This is a genomic window from Saliniramus fredricksonii, from assembly GCF_900094735.1.
Lineage (GTDB): Bacteria > Pseudomonadota > Alphaproteobacteria > Rhizobiales > Beijerinckiaceae > Saliniramus > Saliniramus fredricksonii.
Genome location: NZ_FMBM01000001.1, coordinates 839,877 through 859,927 on the forward strand (window position 1 = coordinate 839,877; position 20,051 = coordinate 859,927).

General features: G+C 63.7%; 15 protein-coding genes and 1 pseudogene. 9 read left to right on the top strand and 7 right to left on the bottom strand.

The genetic code is table 11. The features are described from left to right. Positions 1 to 46 precede the first annotated feature (46 nt). On the bottom strand, positions 47 to 1,696 hold the full coding sequence (locus GA0071312_RS03840; protein WP_074443290.1) for an IS1634 family transposase: 1,650 nt from the start codon (positions 1,694 to 1,696) through the stop codon (positions 47 to 49). Positions 1,697 to 1,865: 169 nt separating this feature from the next. Here GA0071312_RS03840 and GA0071312_RS19555 point away from each other — a divergent pair, with 169 nt between their 5' ends. Beyond that, on the top strand, positions 1,866 to 2,348 hold the full coding sequence (locus GA0071312_RS19555) for a hypothetical protein (RefSeq protein WP_131817699.1): 483 nt from the start codon (positions 1,866 to 1,868) through the stop codon (positions 2,346 to 2,348). Positions 2,349 to 2,739: 391 nt separating this feature from the next. Here the strand turns inward: GA0071312_RS19555 and GA0071312_RS03845 are convergent, their stop codons facing one another. Beyond that, positions 2,740 to 4,962, bottom strand: a complete 2,223-nt coding sequence (locus tag GA0071312_RS03845) for an alpha,alpha-trehalose-phosphate synthase (UDP-forming) (protein WP_338056796.1) — start codon at positions 4,960 to 4,962, stop codon at positions 2,740 to 2,742. Positions 4,963 to 5,434: 472 nt separating this feature from the next. Here GA0071312_RS03845 and GA0071312_RS20555 point away from each other — a divergent pair. Beyond that, positions 5,435 to 5,629: pseudogene (locus GA0071312_RS20555) on the top strand (DUF6894 family protein); the annotation flags it as partial. Between the two features lie 34 nt (positions 5,630 to 5,663). Here the strand turns inward: GA0071312_RS20555 and GA0071312_RS03850 are convergent. The 4 genes from GA0071312_RS03850 to GA0071312_RS03865 all read right to left on the bottom strand — a co-directional run bounded on the left by GA0071312_RS03850 (position 5,664) and on the right by GA0071312_RS03865 (position 10,029). After that, on the bottom strand, positions 5,664 to 7,034 hold the full coding sequence (locus tag GA0071312_RS03850) for a glutamate--cysteine ligase (RefSeq protein WP_074443678.1): 1,371 nt from the start codon (positions 7,032 to 7,034) through the stop codon (positions 5,664 to 5,666). Positions 7,035 to 7,196: 162 nt separating this feature from the next. Continuing rightward, the gene (gene tenA, locus GA0071312_RS03855) at positions 7,197 to 7,868 is read right to left on the bottom strand and encodes a thiaminase II (protein ID WP_074444196.1); all 672 of its coding nucleotides are present in this window, start codon (positions 7,866 to 7,868) and stop codon (positions 7,197 to 7,199) included. A 97-nt stretch (positions 7,869 to 7,965) separates the two neighbouring features. After that, positions 7,966 to 9,033, bottom strand: a complete 1,068-nt coding sequence (locus GA0071312_RS03860) for a tartrate dehydrogenase (RefSeq protein WP_074443679.1) — start codon at positions 9,031 to 9,033, stop codon at positions 7,966 to 7,968. A 150-nt stretch (positions 9,034 to 9,183) separates the two neighbouring features. After that, positions 9,184 to 10,029, bottom strand: a complete 846-nt coding sequence (locus GA0071312_RS03865) for a DMT family transporter (protein WP_238947130.1) — start codon at positions 10,027 to 10,029, stop codon at positions 9,184 to 9,186. A gap of 548 nt (positions 10,030 to 10,577) precedes the next feature. Between GA0071312_RS03865 and GA0071312_RS03870 the strand changes: the two genes are divergently transcribed. The 7 genes from GA0071312_RS03870 (at position 10,578) to rsmA (ending at position 19,399) form a co-directional block, all read left to right on the top strand. Then, a complete protein-coding gene (locus tag GA0071312_RS03870) occupies positions 10,578 to 11,585 on the top strand; it encodes a flagellar motor protein MotA (protein ID WP_074443680.1) in 1,008 nt (335 codons plus the stop codon). 3 nt (positions 11,586 to 11,588) lie between these two features. Next, complete coding sequence (locus tag GA0071312_RS03875; protein WP_074443681.1) at positions 11,589 to 12,605, top strand: peptidoglycan -binding protein; 1,017 nt, start codon at positions 11,589 to 11,591, stop codon at positions 12,603 to 12,605. Between the two features lie 125 nt (positions 12,606 to 12,730). Continuing rightward, on the top strand, positions 12,731 to 13,891 hold the full coding sequence (gene lptF, locus GA0071312_RS03880; protein ID WP_074443682.1) for an LPS export ABC transporter permease LptF: 1,161 nt from the start codon (positions 12,731 to 12,733) through the stop codon (positions 13,889 to 13,891). Between the two features lies 1 nt (position 13,892). Then, positions 13,893 to 14,981 (top strand): LPS export ABC transporter permease LptG, encoded by a 1,089-nt coding sequence (gene lptG, locus GA0071312_RS03885; protein WP_074443683.1) that lies wholly within the window; start codon positions 13,893 to 13,895, stop codon positions 14,979 to 14,981. 35 nt (positions 14,982 to 15,016) lie between these two features. Further along, positions 15,017 to 17,527: an LPS-assembly protein LptD gene (locus GA0071312_RS03890; RefSeq protein ID WP_238947084.1), complete on the top strand. Its 2,511-nt coding sequence runs from the start codon at positions 15,017 to 15,019 to the stop codon at positions 17,525 to 17,527. Continuing rightward, positions 17,524 to 18,549: a 4-hydroxythreonine-4-phosphate dehydrogenase PdxA gene (gene pdxA / locus GA0071312_RS03895; RefSeq protein WP_074443685.1), complete on the top strand. Its 1,026-nt coding sequence runs from the start codon at positions 17,524 to 17,526 to the stop codon at positions 18,547 to 18,549. The genes GA0071312_RS03890 and pdxA overlap by 4 nt, the downstream gene beginning before the upstream one ends. 7 nt (positions 18,550 to 18,556) lie before the next feature. Then, the gene (gene rsmA / locus GA0071312_RS03900; protein ID WP_074443686.1) at positions 18,557 to 19,399 is read left to right on the top strand and encodes a 16S rRNA (adenine(1518)-N(6)/adenine(1519)-N(6))-dimethyltransferase RsmA; all 843 of its coding nucleotides are present in this window, start codon (positions 18,557 to 18,559) and stop codon (positions 19,397 to 19,399) included. 2 nt (positions 19,400 to 19,401) lie between these two features. Here the strand turns inward: rsmA and gmk are convergent, their stop codons facing one another. After that, positions 19,402 to 20,046, bottom strand: coding sequence for a guanylate kinase (gene gmk, locus GA0071312_RS03905; RefSeq protein ID WP_074443687.1), 645 nt, complete (start codon positions 20,044 to 20,046; stop codon positions 19,402 to 19,404). Between the last annotated feature and the right edge of the window lie 5 nt (positions 20,047 to 20,051).

A 20,051-nucleotide genomic window follows, 5' to 3' on the forward strand; every position in this document is an offset into this window, starting at 1 on the left:
GGGGGCGCCTTCGCGCTTTTAGCACCACGGTCGGAGGGTCGTGCGGTCAAGCAGCTTCGGTTTCGGCGATGTTCGGCGGCAGCGCCACGCCGACGGCGCGGAATACCGGCCCGACCTGACCGCTTACCGGGGTACGGATGGCAATGCTGCGTCCGTCCTTTTCGATTTTGCCGCTCTGCAGGCGGTCGAGATCACGCAGGAGCGGGCGCCACTCGGGTTTGATCCCGGCTTCGGTGCAGCGGTCGAACAGCTCCTTGTGCAGCATCAGGGCGAGGAAGGAGCAGAAGACGTGGCCGCGGATGGCGGCATCGGATGAATGGAAGATCGGACGTGTCGAGAGCGTCGCCTTGGCGACACGAAACAGCGTCTCGACGGTGAGCAGGTCCCGGTAGCGCAGCATCGCCTGAAGCGGAGAAATCCTCGCGTTGGTGCGCAGGACGAAGATCCCGTCATAGCGGGCTTCCTCGGCGATCTTGCCGGCATCGATCTCGAAGGCATCACGCGTCGTGGTGTTGAGATAACGCCTGTAGGCGGAGTTGCCGACGAGGGCCTTGTCGCCCTTCTTCAACTGCGTATCGAGGGCAGCGATGATGGCCTGGCGGTCCTCGCGGTCCTTCTCGGCCTGCGCCTCGTTGCGGCAGACGATGTAGCGGACCCCGTCGACGACGACCTCCTTGGCGAAGAGCTGCGTCTCGCCCTGGCTGCGCTCGACGAGGAGCGGCGTGAGGGGTTGCGGATCGTCGAGAACCCGGCGCATGCGTGCGTCGGTGCGCTCGCGCACACCCAACACATATTCCAGACCCTGTTCCTCTAGCGCCGTGATCGTGGCCTGCGAGATCATGCCCCGATCCGCCACGATGCAGGCTCGGGTGATACCGAAACGGCTGCGCAGCCGCTGCACGATCGGCAGCAGGATGGCGACATCGGCGGTGTTACCTGGCATCATCTCGGTGCAGACCGGGCGGCCATCGGCATCGACGATGACGGCGAGGATCATCTGGTTGAGATCAGGGCGATGGTCCTTGGAATAGCCCCGTGCCCCCAGCGTCTCGCCGCCTTCGCCGTGGAAGGACAGGGAGGTCGTGTCCATGAAGACGATGGAGAGATCGGTAAACAGGTCGCGCCGGCGCGCAAACAGCGCCTCCTCGATCACGTCCTTGACGGTACGCGGCGAAAAGGGCGTCGCATCCTTCTGCTCGTCCTTTGGCAGATCTTCTCCGAGCCAGGCCATGGCCCGATAGAAATGGTGCAGCGACAGATCGTCGGCACCGGGAATGTCGTAATCCTGCATCCAGGACGCGCAGTCGCGATCCGAGCCGGAGACGAACAGACGGTGCAGCGTCGCGGTGAACACGGCCCGCTCCACCGGGAATTCGAAGCCGCGTTCCCCAAGCTGATCAGCGATCACCTGATCGATGCCGAGTTGCTGCCACAGGCGCCCGAAGAGCAGCGGCCCGCCGATGCGACGAGCTTCGTATCGCGCCACATCACCGTTGTTGATGGCATCCAGGACCATGGCCCGTTCCGTGAACCGTCCGACCGAGGCGGCCAGGCGATCGAGATCCTTGCTGGCGAGAACCGTTTCCTTGCGTCCGAGATTGCGGATGATGCGCTGCTTCGTGCGGCCACCCTCGCGGACATTCTCCACAAGGTAGATGTAGGTGTAGCCATTGATGGTCTTCTCGCGCACGAACATGCCGAATTAGCATCTCAGAAACCTCCATTCGTCAAGCAATGAAACGCCTATTCTTACATTATTTAGCACCACACAAACTGACGCCCACCGACCCCACCTCAATAACATCAATGGCTTACGGAAAAATGTTCCCGCTTCGTCCAATTCAACTGTTCAACTTGGGCTTGAGATGCTGAACACATTCCTGCTTGGCCTTATGACGGAGCCAGTCTCATTTTGCGTACAAAGTGGCACCCGGGAATTGATTGAAAATGTCCTTATTGGCAAACATAAAGGCTATTTTTCGATTCTGTTCGCATTACATTATATGAATAGCGTTTCACCTGATGATCTCGACCAGCTGGACGTATCGACAGAGAACTCTAGGCGAGAATTCTTTTGCCATGAAGTCGCTAATCTAATTATTTGTGAAAAATGTGAGCCTAAGATCAATGCAGAGGATTATCTAATTTTTTGCGATTTTTTATCCTGTCCTGCTATCGACATAGATTTGCGCTGGAATACTTTTTGCAAAAAATTAGGCGGGCAGCCGATTTCAAAGAGAAAGTTCGAAGATCTGATGTTGCGACTGCGCCACACAAATTGGAAAGAGCCAGGGCGTGAATTCGAGCTCTTAATTAGGAGGTTGCAGCCTGCTTATTTTTCAGCATAATCTATGGGTGGTGGCGGATTTCTTGCGCTAGATAGTGAAAGCCGGCTCTTCGGCGGACACTGAGCCACTGTGCCGAGTCAGAATCACTCAACCCTCGGGAGCGGTGAGGCGAATTCGGCATGGTGGCACGCTACACACATGAGCGTGTCTTCTGTCACCAATTTTCCCCTAAACCAAGCGCGCCGTTAGACCAAGCCCGATGGAAAATTGATTCTCGTCCCAATGGATTGGGAGCAGCAATGCAACGCATACTGGTTTGTTATTGCTCAGATACCTCAGAGACCTCGCTCTTGTTCGCATATTGCACAATTCACTAGCTAGGCGGGATGATTGCTTGCATGACGTACGCCTGTGACTGTGAATGCCCGACATGGCGCACCTCCGCACCCCATCACCCCTGCGCCCGCCCCCGCTCCTTCTCAATCAACCGCATGATCCGCTGCTTCTTCCTCAGGCGGGCGGCGTCGAGGAGCATTTGGCCGGCCCAGCGGTAGACGTTGCGGGCTTCGACCTGTTCGCGCATCACGCGCATGCGTTCGCGCTGCTCGCTCGCCTCCATGGTGAGCGCCCAGTAGAAGGCCTCGCCCATGGCGTGGGCGTCGTAGGGGTTGACGATGAGGGCTTCGCCGAGTTCGCGGGAGGCGCCGGCGAAGGCGGAGAGGATGAGGACGCCTTGCTCGTCGTCGCGGGCGGCGACAAATTCCTTGGCGACGAGGTTCATCCCGTCATGCAGGGATGAGACGATGCACAGCTCGGCGGCGCGGAAGAGCTCGAACACCTCCTCCGGGTCATGGTGGCGCGCCACCAGCTGGATGACGTCGAAGGGCCCGCCATGGCGTTCGCTGATCTCGCGGGCGAGCGCCTCGGCCTCCTCCTGGAGGGATTTGTAATTGGCCAGCTTCGAGCGCGTCGGCGCCGCCGCCTGCATGAAGCAGAAGTGGCCGATCAGCTCGGGATGGGCGGTGAGCAGGGCATCGACGCCGTGCATCCGGTCGAGGATGCCCTTGGTATAGTCGAAACGCTCGATGCCGACCGCGAGCTGCACATCCTCGGGCAGGCCGAGGCGCTTGCGCACGGCCTTGCGGGCCTCCGGCACGGGCTTTTGCCCCTCCATCGCCGCAGGCGGCCATTCGATCGAGATCGGATAGGGCCGCACGAAGGCCTCGTAGCCCTTCAGCGTGATCGAATCGCTCTCGCGGTCGATGCGGCTCTCGATGACGCGGTCGACGGTCTCGATGAAGTTGTTGCAGTGGAACTGCGTGTGGAAGCCGAGGATCGAGGAGCCGAGCAGCCCGTCGATGATCTCTTCCTTGTAGGGGCAGATGCCGAAGGTCTCGGAATTCGGCCAGGGGATGTGCCAGAAGGTGATGATGGTGGCATCGGGCAGCCGGTCGCGGATCATGCGCGGGGCGAGCGCGAGGTGGTAATCCTGGATCAGCACGATCGGATCGGGGCGCTTGGCCTCCGCCACCACGGCCTCGGCGAAGCGCTCGTTGACCTTCTGATACATCCGCCAGTCCGGTTCGCGGAAGACGGGGCGCACGAAGGCGATATGGCAGAGCGGCCACAGGCCCTCATTGGCGAAGCCGTAATAATAGCCCTCCTGCTCCTCATCGGTCAGCCAGATCCGGCGCAGGGTATAGGCGGGGCTGGAGGGCGGCACCATCACCCGGTCGTTGCCGTCCACCGCCTCGCGATCACCGGTGCCCGAGCCATGCGCGATCCAGGTGCCGCCACAGGCGCGGGTGACGGGCTCAAGCGCCGAGACGAGGCCGGAAGCGGGGCGCTGCACGATCATCTCGCCGTTCTCGTCGCGATTGTGGATATAGGGCTCGCGGTTGGAGACGACGATCACCTCCGAGCCCGGCAGCTCGTTGGCGAGCGCGATGCGCAGGGTCTCGGGGTTCCACTCGGTATGCACCGTATCGATGCTGCGGCGGGCGAAATCGAGCTCGGACAGCGCGGCGCGGATCTCGGTGCCGATCTCGGTGGGCGTGTGCTTGATATCCTCGGCCCGGCCCTCGCGGGCATCCTCGATGGCGCGGCGCACGGAGATCGTCCATGAGCGCATGATCCAGAAGGCGACGAGGGAGGCGAGCGCGGCACCGCCAAAGGCGACGCCGATGGCGGCAAGCAGCAGGAAGATCCGCGCCTGGCTGCGCCGCTCCTCGACATCGGCATAATCATGCAGGATGACGAAGCGCACATCCTCCGCCGGCGCGGAAAGCGGATAGGCCGCGACCATGGCCCGGATCCCGGCGTAATCGGCCCGGGTGAAGACCTCGCCGGCGCCGACGGCGATCTGCTCGCAGGCAAAGCCTTCGGGCATGTCCGACGAGGCGAGACGCAGGGTGCCGCTCTCGCACAGCCCGACGGCGAGGACGCCCTCATCCTCCGCCAGGCGCTCCATCAGGACGGTGAGCCGCGGGCCATCCTCCGGCCCCTGCAGCGAGAGGACCTGATCACGGGCCGCATTGAACAGCATCTGCGAGCGCATCTCCACATCGCGCTGCGCCCATTGGTTGACGAAAGCTGTGGCAAAGGGCCAGATGGCCAGAACAACGACGAGGGTGATCGCAAGGGCGATCGCGCCGTATCTCATCGTGACGCGCAAAACCGGAACTCCCGCATCTGGACCATCCGCCGCGTGACGCGGTCGGGACCTTGATCTGATTTATCCCGCAGTTTCAACGTCGAGGCAAGAAATTCGTTTCCATCCGGATTTTATCTGAGGCGATTCTGGGTGGGATGTAGGCATATTCAGTATAAATCCGCATGAAGAATGCATCAGGGGCGATGCGTAAGTATAAATCTGGTAACGTGACGGGGTTTATACTTTGCCCGCGACGGCACGTCTGCCGGTTCCGTCGCTGCGCCGGGCGGCAGGCCGTGGCGGCGGCGCCTTTGCGGGATTGCCTGTGGATAACGAGGATATCGGGGAGAGGGCACAAAAGACACGGTTTTTCCGTCGCTTCGCATCCGCATTCATCGAATCGTCATGCCAGCGCGGCGCTATGGGGGGCGACAAGACATGCCGCGCCCGGCTGAACAAGGCGTCGGGGGCGTCGCGTAGACGGAGGTGATCCGTGAGCGTCCATTACCTGCATTGCAGCAACGGCGTCGATCTGATCGTCGATCGCACCCCCTATCGGGCCCGGCGAATCGGAGACGCGTATCGCGAAGCGCTCAGGCGCGCCCGCCACATCATGGCGGCGGCTTCCTGGCAAAGGAATTGGGATGGCTGGTGCGTCCACATCTGCGACGAGGCCGGCGAAATCGCCTGCGTGCCCTTCTGCGAAGCGCAGGTGATCCCTTTCAGAAGGCACATTCCTCAAAAGCCGGCAGCACCGAGCCTTCCCAGCGCCCGTGATACAGCGCCAGCAGCGCCTGGGCCCGGTTCGTCCCCGTCGCGACGATCTGCTCGAGCGGATCGAGGAAGCGGGTTTCGTCGCGTCCCAGTCTGTCAATGATCGCACGCGCCTCCAGACCCTCGCGGGCGATGCGCAGGGTCTCACGGGCGATCTCGTGGACACTGTGGCCGCCGATGCGCGCGCAAAGCCCTTCGCGGGGGACGGCATCCCGCAGGGCCTGGCGCTCATCGGCGCTCCAGCCCTTGACGAGATCCCAGGCGGCATCGAGCGCGCCGTGATCGTAGAGCAGCCCGGTCCAGAAGGCGGGCATGGCGACGAGATGGCCGCGCGGGCCGGCATCCGCGCCGCGCATCTCCAGAAACCGCTTGAGGCGCACTTCGGGAAACACGGTCGAGACGTGGTTGGCCCAGTCGGAGCGGCTGGCACGCACCCCCGGCAATTGCGGCAGCTTGCCTTCCATCAGATCCCGGAAGCTCTCGCCGGCCACGTCGTGATAGATGCCGTCGCGCATGACGAAATACATCGGCACATCCATCACCCAATCGACATAGCGCTCATAGCCGAACCCGTCCTCGAAGGCGCAGGGCATCATGCCGGTGCGGTGGGGATCGGTATCGGTCCAGATCTGCGAGCGCATCGAGAGAAAGCCGTTGGGGCGGCCCTCGGTGAAGGGTGAATTGGCGAATAATGCCGTGCAGATCGGCTGCAAAGCCAGCGAGACCCGTAGCTTCTTCACCATGTCGGCCTCGCTCGCATAGTCGAGATTGACCTGCACGGTGGAGCTGCGCAGCATCATGTCGAGGCCGAGTGTCCCGACCTTCGGCATGTAGCCCATCATGATGCGGTAGCGGCTTTTCGGCATGACCGGCGTATCGGCGCGGGTCCAGAGCGGGCTCATGGCGAGATCGAGGAAGCCGATGCCAAGCGGTTCGGCCACGCGTTGCAGCGCTTCGAGATGCGCGTCGAGCTCGGCCTGGGTCTCGTGCACATCGCTGACCAGCCCGCCCGAGAGTTCGAACTGGCCGCCCGGTTCGAGCGAGATCGCGCCGCCACCTTCGCCCTCGAACAGGCCGATCAGATTGCCGCCATCGGTGATCGGCTCCCAATCGGTCTCGCGCATCAGCCCCGCGAGCAGGGCCTGCACGCCGTGATCGCCCGCATAGGGGACGGGGCTTTGATCGGCGCGGTAGAACGGGATCTTCTCGTGCTCCGTGCCGATGCGCCATTGCGCCTTCGGCTTCTCGCCGGCTTCCACCCAGGCGACGAGCTCGTCGCGGGATTCGATCGGCGTCGCGTCGGATACGTCACGGGCCATGCGCAGCTCTTTCTTCCAGCGCTTTCTTCCAGCGCTTGCACGATCGCCCGGGACGGGCGCAGATTCTGGGTGCTTGATACGGCGCCCGCCCGGCAACCGCAATCGCGCAGGATTGCCGATACCCGTACGGGCGCTGCATTTTATTGCATGAACGCAAGACTATCAGACGGGCCAATCTTCCAGACGGTAGGCGGAATCCCAGAACATGTATTCGAGCTGCGTTGCGCGGCGATATGAAAAATGCATCCGTGCAAGATTGTTCGCCGATGCCGCAGCCGCTGCGGCATCGGTGGTGGCGATCATGGCGCGCACCGCATCGTGGAATTCCTCGCCGGCATAGGTGTCGATCCAGGCCTGGTAGGGGTTGTTCTCACTGGCGCGGGCATGGATGTCGCGCCCGATCTCGGCATAGATCCAGAAACAGGGCAGGAGGGCGGCCAGCACCACCTCGTAGGGCTCGCTCCAGGCGGTGGCCAGCAAATAGGAGACGTAATGGCTGCAGCCGGGCGAGACAGGGGTCGTCTCGAACATGTCCTGCGTGATGCCGAAATCATCGAAGAACGAACCGTGCAGCGAGCGCTCGACCACAATCGCGACTTCGGCACCCTTGGAGAACTGCACGATCTGGTCGGGATGCGGGGCTTTCGCCGCCGCAATGGCGAGCGCGCGCCCGAAACCGATCAGATAGTGCGCATCCTGCACGATATATTGCGTGAAACGCGCCTTCGAGAGCGTGCCGGCGGCGAGCTCCTCGTTGAAGGGCATGGTGCGGATGGTCTCATAGAGCGTGAGATTGTCCTGCCATGCCTTCGTGGAGAATGCCCCCGGCTTCATCGGGGAGAGCGGGTCGGTCGCGGCGGGGGAGCGGGCGATATCGGGGATCTGTGTCATCGGGCACGAGGCTCCTTCATGATCGATACGGCAATATCGCTCAGATGGCCTCTTCCACCGCCTTTCCGCAAGTGACCGTATCCGCATTTCCACCCAGATCGCCCGTGCGCAGGGTCTTTTCCGCGAGAACCCGCTCGATTCCGGCGACGATCTCGGCTGCCGCTTCGCGCTCGCCCAGATGATCGAGCATCATCGCGCCGGACCAGATCTGCCCGATCGGATTGGCGATTCCCTGCCCGGCAATGTCGGGGGCCGAGCCGTGGACCGGTTCGAACAGCGAGGGGAAGGCGTTTTCGGGGTTGATATTGCCCGATGGCGCAATGCCGATCGTGCCGGTGCAGGCGGGGCCGAGATCGGAGAGGATGTCGCCGAACAGGTTGGAGGCCACGACCACGTCGAACCAGTCGGGATGCAGCACGAAATGGGCGGTGAGGATGTCGATATGGAACTTGTCCCAGGTGATGTCGGGATATTGCGCCGCCATCGCCTCCATGCGCTCGTCCCAATAGGGCATGGTGATGGAGATGCCGTTCGACTTCGTCGCCGAGGTCACGTGCTTGCGCGCGCGGCGGCGCGCCAGCTCGAAGGCGTATTTGAGAACGCGATCCACGCCCACCCGGCTCATCACCGTTTCCTGGATCACCACCTCGCGTTCGGTGCCGGCGAACATGCGCCCGCCGACGGAGGAATATTCGCCTTCCGTATTCTCGCGCACCACGTAGAAATCGATATCACCCGGCTCGCGACCCGCCAGCGGCGATTGCACGCCGGGCATCAGCTTCACGGGTCTCAGATTGACGTATTGATCGAATTCGCGGCGGAATTTCAAAAGCGAACCCCAGAGCGAAACATGATCGGGCACGGTATCGGGCCAGCCTACGGCACCGAAGAAGATCGCGTCATGCCCGCCGATCTGCGCTTTCCAGTCATCGGGCATCATCTGCCCGTGCTTCGCGTAATAGTCGCAGGAGGCGAAGTCGAACCAGTCGAGCTTGACGGTGAAACCATGGCGTTTGGCGGCCTTTTCGAGAACACGCACGCCCTCCGGCACCACTTCCTTGCCGATTCCGTCACCGGGAATGACTGCGATCGAATAGGTCTTCGTCATGGGCTTCCTCCGCGAATGCGTTGTTTGCGGCGCGCGCACGCCGGATCCTGTCTTGCCGCGATACTGCCCGATCCCGCCGGGCCGCGCGAGACGGCGCCACGCGGAAACCGCGTTGGTCTGTGTTCACGGATTCGCCGCGCCGTGCATTGTCTACTGCCCGCGCTTGCGCTCCGCCAGCGCAATGCCACCCAGGACGAAGGCGAGGGCGGCGGCATGGTAGATCCGGAAGGGTTCGGCGAGGATCATCACGGCGAGACCGGCGCCGAAGATCGGGACGAGATTGACGAACAGGCCCGAGCGCCCCGGACCGATCAACTCGACCGCACGCATGAAGCACAGCTGCGCGATCAGCGAGGGAAACAGCGAGACATAGAGGATGATCAGCCAGCCGTTCAGGGTCGGCCATCGAACCTGCCCCATGGCGATCTCGATGCCCAGCAGCGGAACCGCGGTGATGAAGGCGATGATGGCGAGGATGGCGAAGAAGGCGAGCCCCGAGACCTGCGGTCGGTTGCGCAAGCCGAGTGTGTAACCGGCATAGAGTACACAGGCGCACAGCATCAGCAGGTCGCCCGGATTGAAGGCGAATTGCAGGAGCGTCGCGAGTTCCCCGCGCGTGGCCACGAGCGCCACGCCGGTGAGCGTCACGATCGTGCCCGCCACCTGCAGGGGCGTGATGCGCGTACCATAGACCAGCAAGGCGCCGATCAGCACGATGATGGGCATCGCGCCCTGGATGATGGTGAGGTTGACAGCGGTGGTATAATGCGCGCCGACATAGAACAGGGCGTTGAAACCGGTGAAGCCGAGCGCGCCCATGCCGATGATCATGGGCAGCTTCTCGCGCAGAAGCGGCCATTCGCGCACCAGCTCCTTGTGTGCAATCGCGACCGCGATGACGATGACCACGGTCCAGCGCAGACAGGTCAGCGCCATCGGCGAAATCTCGCCCACGGCGAGACGGCTGGCCACGGCATTGCCGCCCCACATCAGCATGGTCAGCGCGAGCAGAAGATAGGCCTGCCCGAAGAGCCAGCCGATCGGGGTCGTCACGAAGCGCAGGAGACGCGGGGTCGGGCCCTTCCGGCCATCCGCAGGACCGCTTTCGGGGTCGGCATCAATCTTGCCGTTATCATCCGGATGGCGGGAATCGGTCATGGCGTTCCATCATCGCTTGTCGCGGCATGCGCGCTTGCCATGATCGGGCTTACGCGCCCGGTGCCCCGATGGCAACAATCGCGCGGCCACCAAACGCGCACACCCGCTTCCGCCGCACCGCCTTGCGCCGGTGCGCCGGCGAATCGAACGGGTCGCGACGACGCGCGTCAGGCCATGGTCAATGCGGGCGTGCCTGTGCTAAAGCATCATCGTGTCAGGTGGTTACCGGCTGACGGGACAATGATGCGGCAAAAGATCGTTCGGGTGTGGGGCCGGCTCCGTCGGTTCGGATCACGCTCTGAATCCGGGAAATATCTGTCGGCGGGCCATCGTGGAAGCGTGGTCGCCAGGCGGGCAGCGATGGCCGTGATCTGCGGTCGAACAACATGGCGGTTGGAAATATGGCGGTCGAGACGCCCAAACCCTTGAGCGCACCCCGGATCTATCTGATCCGCATGGCGGTCTTTCTGATTCTGGCGGGTTTTCTGGCCTTCATCCTGTATCGGCCGATCTGGAACGCCTTCCTGAGCAATCCGGGCCTCAACGGCCTGATCGTCGGGGTGCTGCTGGTCGGCATCATCCTCGCCATCAGGCAGGTGGCGCGGCTGTTCCGGGAGGTGCGCTGGGTGAATTCGCTGGATCTGCGCGACGGCGCCTATCAGGGTCGCGCCCCGGTCCTGCTGGCCCCGATCGCCCAGACCATCGGTCGCAAAACCGGCAATGGCGCGGTCAGCATCGATGCCGGCACGATGCGGACCCTGCTCGACACGATCGGCGCGCGCCTCGACGAGAGCCGCGAAATCGTGCGCTATCTCGCGGGTCTGCTGATCCTGCTTGGTCTGCTCGGGACTTTCTGGGGGCTGATCGAGACCGTGGGGGCTGTCGGGCGCAACATCGCCGATCTTCCCACGGGCGGCGACGCGGCGGTTCTCTTCGACGAATTGAAAAACTCCCTCGCCTCGCCGCTGATCGGTATCGGCATCGCCTTTTCATCGTCGCTTTTCGGCCTCGGCTCATCACTCGTCGTCGGCTTTCTTGATCTGCAGGCGGGCCAGGCACAGAGCCGTTTCTTCACCGAGCTCGAGGATTATCTTACCGCTCACGCGGTAGAGGAGCCGGTGATCGAGGCACCGCGCGGCATGCCTGCGGCGACGGGCTTCGGCGGCGCGGAGCTGGCAGGCGCCCTCGACAAGCTCACCACCACCATCAATGAAGGCGGCGGCGGGCGGCAGGCGACGCAGGCCATGGCCAACCTCGCCGAGGGCATCCAGGGGCTCGTGCAGCACATGCGTTCCGAGCAACAGATGATCCGCGACTGGGTGGAGGCGCAGGCCACCCGTGAGAAGGAACTGAAGGCCGTGCTGGAGCGGCTCTCGTCACAGGACAAGGGCTGAGCCATGGCGCTGGCGCCCCGCTCCAGACGCGATCGCGGTCTGAATTACTGGCCGGGCTATGTCGATGCCCTGTCGACGCTTCTGCTCGTGATTGTCTTCCTGCTCTCGATTTTCGTGCTCGGCCAGTTCTTCCTGACCCAGGAGATCTCCGGGCGTGATACCGTGATGGACCGGCTCAACCGCCAGATCGCGGAACTGACTGATCTGCTCGCCCTGGAGCGCTCGACGCGGCGTGAGCTGGAAGACACGCTGGGCTCGCTGGAGAGCACGCTGTCCGAATCCGAGGCCGAACAGGCCCGCCTGCAAGCCATGCTTGATGCCGGGGAAGGCGTTTCGGATCGGGCCGAGGAGCTGGCCGAGGCACTCGTGGGCGAGCAGGAAGCGACCTCGCGCGCGGAAAACCAGATCGACATCCTCAACCAGCAGATCTCGGCTCTGCGTCGGCAGATCGCCGCGCTGGAATCCGCGCTTGATGCCAGCGAGGCGCGTGATCGCGAGAGTCAGGCGCGGATCGCCGATCTGGGCAGCCGGTTGAACGTGGCGCTCGCCCAGCGTGTGCAGGAACTCGCCCGTTTCCGCTCCGATTTTTTCGGGCGTTTGCGCCAGATTCTCGGCGAGCGCGACGATATCCGCATCGTCGGCGACCGCTTCGTCTTCCAGTCGGAGGTGCTCTTCCCGCTCGGGACCGCCGAGCTGCGCGAGGGCCCGCAACCCGAACTCGATCGCGTGGCTGCGGCGATCCTGGAACTTGCCGAGGAAATCCCGCCCGATATCGCCTGGGTGCTGCGCGTCGACGGGCATACCGATGACCGGCCGATCGCGACGGCGCGTTTTCCTTCGAACTGGCATCTCTCGTCGGCCCGTGCCATCGAGGTGGTGGAATATCTGATTGATGCCGGGGTGCCGCCGGAGAATCTGCTCGCAGCCGGTTTCGGCGAGTTCCAGCCGATCGATACGGGTACGACCGAAGAGGCCTATGCCCGCAATCGCCGCATCGAATTCAAGCTCACCGAGCGCTGATCGTCGCGCAGCCCGGTACAGCCGAGATCCAAGCTCGCGCATTGGTGAGCGGAGCGCATGGAGCCCGCGCTTGCCAGCGGCGCGAGGCTGGGCTAGCCAGATCAGCAGTGGGAGTGACACGCTGCATGCCGCTCGTCGAACGCTATATCCTCAAGATTGCGGTCACCGCCTTCCTCGTCTGCCTGCTTGGTCTGACGGCGGTGATCTGGCTGACCCAGGCGCTACGCGAAGTGGATCTGCTCACCGGGCAGGGGCAGACGCTTGTCGTCTTTCTCACCTTCACATTGCTGTCGCTGCCGGCCCTCGTCGCCATCATCGCGCCGGTGGCTCTGTTCATTGCCATTCTCTATACGCTGAACAAGCTCAATGGCGATTCGGAGCTCGTGGTGATGAATGCGGCGGGCATGTCGTTCTGGCGGATCATGCGCCCCTTCGGCTGGCTGACCGGTGGCGTGGCCGCCATGGTCGGCGTCATGGCTGTGGTGCTGGTGCCGGCCAGTTTCAATGAACTGCGCTTCCTGATCACCCAGATTCGCGCCGATTTCGTCGCCAATCTGGTGCGTGAGGGGCAATTCACGGAGATCGACCGGGGCGTTACCTTCTCGTTTCGCGAGCGCTCCGGCGAAGCCTTGATGGGGATCTTCCTGCAGGATCGCCGCGATGAACGGCGCACTCTCGTCTATATCGCCGAAATCGGCCAGATCGCTCAGGTGGACGAGGAGAGCTATCTCGTGCTCGAACGCGGCAGCGTGCATACGCTCACTCCCGGTGCCCGTGACAGCTCCATCGTCGCCTTCAAGCGCTATGCGGTCGACCTATCCGCCTTCGCGCCGCAGGGAGATCTCACCTTCTTCAAGCCGCGCGAGCGCTCAACCGGCGAATTGCTCACGATCGACGACAGTGACCCGGTCTACGCCGCCTTTCCGGGACGGTTCCGATCCGAATTGCATGATCGGCTCAGCGCCTGGCTCTACGTGCTCGCCATGGCGGCGATCGCGTTCGCCGCTCTCGGTGACGCACGTACCACACGCCAGGGACGCGGGCTCGCCATAGCGGCTGCGATCGGCGGTGTCGTTGCCCTGCGCGTGGCGGGGTTTGCCGCGACGAGTGCTGCAGCGCGCTCGGATATCGCCGTGGTCATGGTCTGGGCCATACCGGTCCTTACCCTGATCGGCGCTTTCGTGATCATGAATCACGGCGCGCGCTTGCGGCGCATGCTGCCCGCACCCAAGCTACCCGCCCTGCCGGCGCGCCTGCGCTCTGCGCCTCCCGGCGGAGTCGGTTGAAATGCCCGTCGGTTACACACTCGCACGCTATATCGGTCGGCAGTTCCTGCGCAGCATCGCCACTGTCTTCTTCACGGTGTTCGGTCTCGTCTATATTCTCGATTTCGTCGAACTGGTGCGCCGTGCAGGCGATGTCGCAGGCGCAACACCCCTCTGGATGGCTCAGCTGGCACTTCTGCGCACACCTTCCGTGACCGAGCAGGTCCTGCCCTTCGCCATCCTGATCGGCGCAATGACGACGCTTCTGACCCTGTCGCGCAAGCTCGAGCTGGTGGTGGTCCGCGCTGCCGGAATCTCGGTCTGGCAATTCCTGTTTCCGGGTCTCGTCATTGCAGGCGGGATCGGCATCTTCTCGATCCTCGCCTACAATCCGGCGGCAGCGATCCTGAAGCAGTATGCCAGCGAGGTCGAGACGCGGATTTTCTCATCCTCGCCGCAGGCGCATACGGGTCGCGACATCTGGATTCGCCAGCGTCAGGAAGACGGCTCGGCGATCATCCGCGCCGGCAGTGTCATGGAAGGGTCGACCGAGATCGCCGCAGTAACGGTTTTTCGCTTCGATCTTCAGGGGGGCTTTCGCGAGCGAATCGAAGCAGGATCGGCGGTATTGCGCTCCGGATATTGGGAAATGCGCGATGCGCGCGTGATCGCGATCGAAGGCGAACCGGAACGCTTCGACAGATACCTTTTGCCATCGGGTCTCGAACCGGACCAGTTGCGGAGAAGCTTCATGCCGCCCGAATCAGTTCCGTTCTGGAGCCTGCGCGAGAGGGCCGAACAGACCCGTCGCGCCGGGCTCGACGCAACCGCCTATCAGCTGCGCTACGAGAGTCTGCTCGCCCGGCCCCTGCTCTTCGTCGCCATGGTTCTCGTCGCGGCTTCCGTTTCTTTAAGATTCTTCAGGTTTGGTGGTGTGGGGCCGTTGGTTCTGGGTGGCGTCGCGGCGGGTTTTCTGCTTTACGTCGCTACCGAGCTGATGGAGGATCTCGGGGCTTCGGGTCTGGTTGGAACGACCCTCGCCGCGTGGTTCCCCGCTGTGGTGGGCAGTTTGCTCGGCGTGCTGGCCTTGCTTTATCAGGAGGATGGTTGATGATCCTCCGGGCAGGTTCGAGGCAGGGAGCGGGAATGAGACGGGTCGGTAGCGCGATCGCCACGCTGGCGCTCGTGACAGCGTTGAGTACGGGAATCGTGTCGCTCCCCGCGCAGGCGCAGGGCGGGCTCGACGACGTCGTCGCCGCACGCGCAGCCGGTGAAGGCCCGCAGCGTCTGCTGCTCGAGGCCGATGAACTCATCTATGACAACGACCGGAATCGCGTCATCGCCGCCGGCAACGTCGAAATGTATTACGGCGGTCGTTCACTGCAGGCAGATCGTGTTACCTATGACCGCAATACCAGCCGCGTCTTCGCCGAAGGCAATGCCCGTCTCGTCGATGCCGATGGCACTGTCGGCACCGCCTCCTTCTTCGAGCTCACTGATGATTTCCGCAGCGGCTTCATCGATTCGCTGCAGGTCGAGCAGGATATCAGCGATGACGGTTTCGGGCGCCCGGGAACGGGGCGCTTCAGCGCGCGCCGGGCCGAGCGGATCGAGGGCGAGCAGACCATCTTTCATCGCGGCACCTACACGGCGTGTGACACTTGCGAAGAGAATCCCGGCAGGCCGCCCTTCTGGCAGGTGCGCGCTGCGCGGGTGATCCACGACAAGGAAACGAAGACGATCTATTACGAGAACGCCGCGCTGGAATTCCTCGGCGTTCCCGTGGCCTATCTGCCGTATTTCTGGTCGCCGGATCCGACGGTCAAGCGCAAGACCGGCTTTCTCACCCCGACGATTTCCCTGAACGAGGCGCTGGGCCCTGGTGTGACGGTCCCGTTCTTCTGGGAGACGGGCCCCAATCACGATCTCACCTTCCGTCCGCAATTCCTCTCCCGGCAAGGCGTATTGGGCGACGTGGAATGGCGCCACCGGCTCCTGACCGGGTCTTACGGCATCCGCGCGACCGGTATCTTCCAGCAGGACCGCACGCAGTTCAAGGCGCCGCCATCCGGCCCCGGCGATCGGAATTTTCGAGGCTCGATCCAGACCACCGGGCGGTTCGGGATCAACCGGCGCTGGCATTGGGGCTGGGACATTACCGGCGTCACCGACAAGTGGTATCTCGACAATTACGGCATCAATGCCGCAACGCTGACCAGTCACTATAACCGCGAGGCCGTCTCGCAGGTCTACCTGACCGGTCGCGGTGAGCGTTCCTTCTTCGATCTGCGCGGCTATTACTTCAAGGCGCTCGCGACGCGCGATTTCCAGCAGCATCAGCCGGTGGTCCATCCGGTCCTGGATTACAACAAACGGATCGACGCGCCGCCTGCCATCGGGGGTGAGCTGGCGCTCGACGTGAATTTCGTCAGCCTGTCGCGTGAAACATCCCAGTTTCGTGCCGCCGACCCGCGAGATCCGAATGCGCGCGGTCGTTTCGGTGGCATTTTCGACACCTGCGCATCCGGCGCCTTCAACCGTGACCAATGCCTGCTGCCCGGCGTCGCCGGTTCATATTCTCGCCTGACCAGCCAGGTCTCGTGGCGCCGCCAGATCATCGACGGGCTCGGGCAGAGCTGGACGCCGTTTGCCTATCTGCGCGCTGACGGGATCTGGTCGTCGCCGCGCACTTCCGGCTTCCAGAACGCCGAAACCGCCAATCTGATGGGCTCGAGCGACCGTTTCCACGGGCGCATGACTCCGGGCGTGGGTCTCGAATACCGGTTGCCGATGATCGCGCGCGCGGGCAATTTCGGTGTTCACGCGCTGGAGCCGATTGCGCAGATCGTGGCGCGGCCGAATGAGAGCCGGATCGGGCGGTTGCCCAACGAGGATGCGCAGAGCCTCGTCTTCGATGAAAGCAATCTGTTCAGCTGGGACCGTTTTTCCGGCTACGACCGCGTCGAGGGCGGGGTGCGTGGCAGTTATGCGCTGCGTTACGGGCTGACCGGGCGCGACGGCTTCAGGGCGGAAGCCCAACTCGGACAATCCGTACAACTGGCCGGACGCAACTCGTTCCGGTCAGGCGATCTCGTCAATACCGGACGCGATTCCGGTCTCGAATCACGCTTTTCGGATTATGTCGGGCGGGTCAGCCTGAGCCCCAACGAGATGTTCTCGATCGATGCGCGCGGGCGCTTTGATCGCAGCACTTTCGATATGAAGCGCCTGGAAGCGGGTGCACGCGTCAATTTCGACCGATTCCAGGGTGCGGTGACTTATGCGCGTTTCGCGCCGCAGCCGGAACTGGGCTATCCGGATCGCCGCGAGGGCTTGCAGGTTTCGAGCCGGGTCGAGCTCTCGCCGCACTGGTTTGCGACGGGTTCGGTGATGTTCGATCTGTCGCGCTATCTCGACGACCGGCGCAGTGGCGCGCCGGAATCCGACCGCTTCTCCGTCGCTTCCATGTCGCTCGGTCTCGGTTATGCGGATGAATGCACGACTTTCACCGTGACCTACAGCGCCCGCCCGCAAGACGGCTCGCTCGGTACGCGCGATCAGAATCGAACCATCATGCTGCAGCTCGAATTGCGCTCGCTTGGCGGTGTCGGCGTGACGCGCAGTCTTGAAGAGGACCAACAAGGCATAGCGCCGTGACGCGGGCCGCGCCGATCGCCCTCACCCTTGGCGATCCCGCAGGTATCGGCCCGGAGATCGCCTGGCGCGCCTGGCGGATCTTGCACCACGATCCGGGCCTTTGTTTCTTCATGCTCGCCGATCCGCAGCATCTGGCGCGCAGCATCGAAGCGCAGGCTGCGGATATCCCGCTCGCAACCATCAACCGGGCGGATGAAGCGGCAGCCGTTTTCGCACGCGCCCTTCCGGTGATGTCCTTGCAAAACCCGGCGCAGGCCGCGCCCGGCAAGCCCGATCCGGCCAATGCGGCTGCCGTGATCGAATCGATCGAGCGGGCGGTCTCACTTGCGCGGGCGGGTGAGGTCTCCTGCGTGGCGACCAATCCGATCGCCAAGCATGTGCTCTACGAAGCCGGTTTCCGCCATCCCGGCCATACGGAATTCCTCGCCGCGCTCTGTGCGGATGCGGGCGCGGATGGCGCGACGAAACCGCCGCGTTCGGTGATGATGCTGTGGAGCGAGGGGCTCGCCGTGGTGCCGGTCACGGTGCATATCCCGCTGGCGGAGGTGCCGACGCAGCTCACCCGCGATCTGATCGTCGAGACCGGGCGGATCGTGGACCGTGATCTGCGCAGGCGTTTTCGCATCGATGCGCCGCGACTCGCCATTGCCGGGCTAAACCCGCATGCGGGCGAGAACGGCACGATGGGGCGCGAGGAGGTCGATGTCATCGCGCCGGCCATCGCGCAATTGCAAGGCGAGGGGATCGATGCGCGCGGGCCCTATCCCGGCGATACGCTGTTTCATGCCCGCGCCCGCGCCGGTTTCGATGCCGCCTTGTGCATGTATCACGACCAGGCACTGATCCCGATCAAGACCATCGCCTTCGACGAGGCGGTGAACGTCACGCTCGGCCTGCCCTTCCTGCGCGTCTCGCCGGATCACGGCACGGCCTTCGACATTGCCGGCAAGGGCGTGGCGCGGCCCGACAGCCTGATCGCTTCCCTGCGCCTCGGCGCGCGCCTCGCCACCGGCAAGGCCTGAGAGCGCCATGGCTGCGATCGACGATCTGCCGCCCCTGCGTGATGTGGTCCAGCGTTTCGATCTCGCGCCGAGGAAGGCGCTGGGGCAGAATTTCCTCTTCGATCTCAATCTCACCAGCCGCATCGCCCGCTCGGCAGGGACGCTCGAAACGGTGATCGAGGTCGGGCCCGGCCCGGGCGGGCTGACGCGGGCGCTGCTCGCAGCCGGCGCGAAGCGCGTCATCGCCATCGAGCGTGATTCCCGCTGTATCGCGGCCTTGCAGGAGATCGCGGCGCATTATCCGGGGCGGCTGGAGATCATCGAGGCCGATGCCATGCGCTTCGATCCGCGCCCGCTTCTGGGGGATGCGCGGGCGAAGATCGTCGCCAACCTGCCCTATAATGTGGGCACGCAGCTTCTGCTCGACTGGGTGACGGCGCCGGAATGGCCGCCGTTCTGGGAATCGGCGACGCTGATGTTTCAGCGCGAGGTCGCCAGACGCATCGTCGCCGATGAAGATGATCGCGCCGATTACGGACGCCTCGGCGTGCTATGCGGCTGGCGCACGCATGCGACGATCCTGTTCGACGTCGCGCCGTCTGCCTTCGTGCCACCGCCCAAGGTCACCTCCAGCGTGGTGCATCTCACCCCGCGCCCGGATCCCGCGCCCTGCGATCTCGCCATGCTGGAGAAGGTGACACAGGCTGCGTTCGGCCAGCGCCGCAAGATGCTGCGCCAGAGCCTGAAGGGGATCCATCCCGATCCCGTCGCTCTGCTGACGCCGCTGGGGATCGCGCCGACGGCACGCGCCGAGGAGCTCGGCGTGGCCGGTTTTCTGGCGATCGCCAACGCGCTGGCCGGAACACGCTGAATTCAGGTCTCTTCCGAGAGCAGGTTTTCGACAAAGCCGGCAAGGGCGGGATGGCGCTCGCGCCGCAGCCGCTCCGAATCGAGGATAGCGCGCAATTCGCCGAAGGTACGCTGCAGATCGTCGTTGATCAGCACGTAATCATAGGTCTGCCATTGCGCGATTTCCTCGCGGGCATTGGCCAGGCGCCGGGCAATCACCTCCGGCGAATCCTCGGCGCGTCGCTCCAGCCGGTTGCGCAGCTCGGCCATGGAGGGTGGCAGGATGAAGACGCTGGAAACGTCATCGGGCATCTTTTCGACGATCTGCTTCGTGCCCTGCCAGTCGATATCGAACATCATGTCTTCGCCAGCCGTGAGCGCCTGCTCGACCGGTTTGCGGGGCGTGCCGTAGAAATTGCCGTGCACCTCCGCCCATTCGAGGAGATCGCCGCGCTCGCGCATCTCCAGGAAGTCGTCGCGGGCGATGAAGCGGTAATGCACGCCGTCGATTTCCGAGCCACGCCGGGCCCGGGTCGTCACCGAAACGGACAGCCGGATGCCGTGATCCTGCTCGATCAGGTTGCGCGTCAGCGTGCTCTTGCCGGCGCCGGAAGGCGAGGAGAGAATCAGGAGCACGCCGCGGCGGGGGATGAGGGCGGTATCGGGCATCGGCG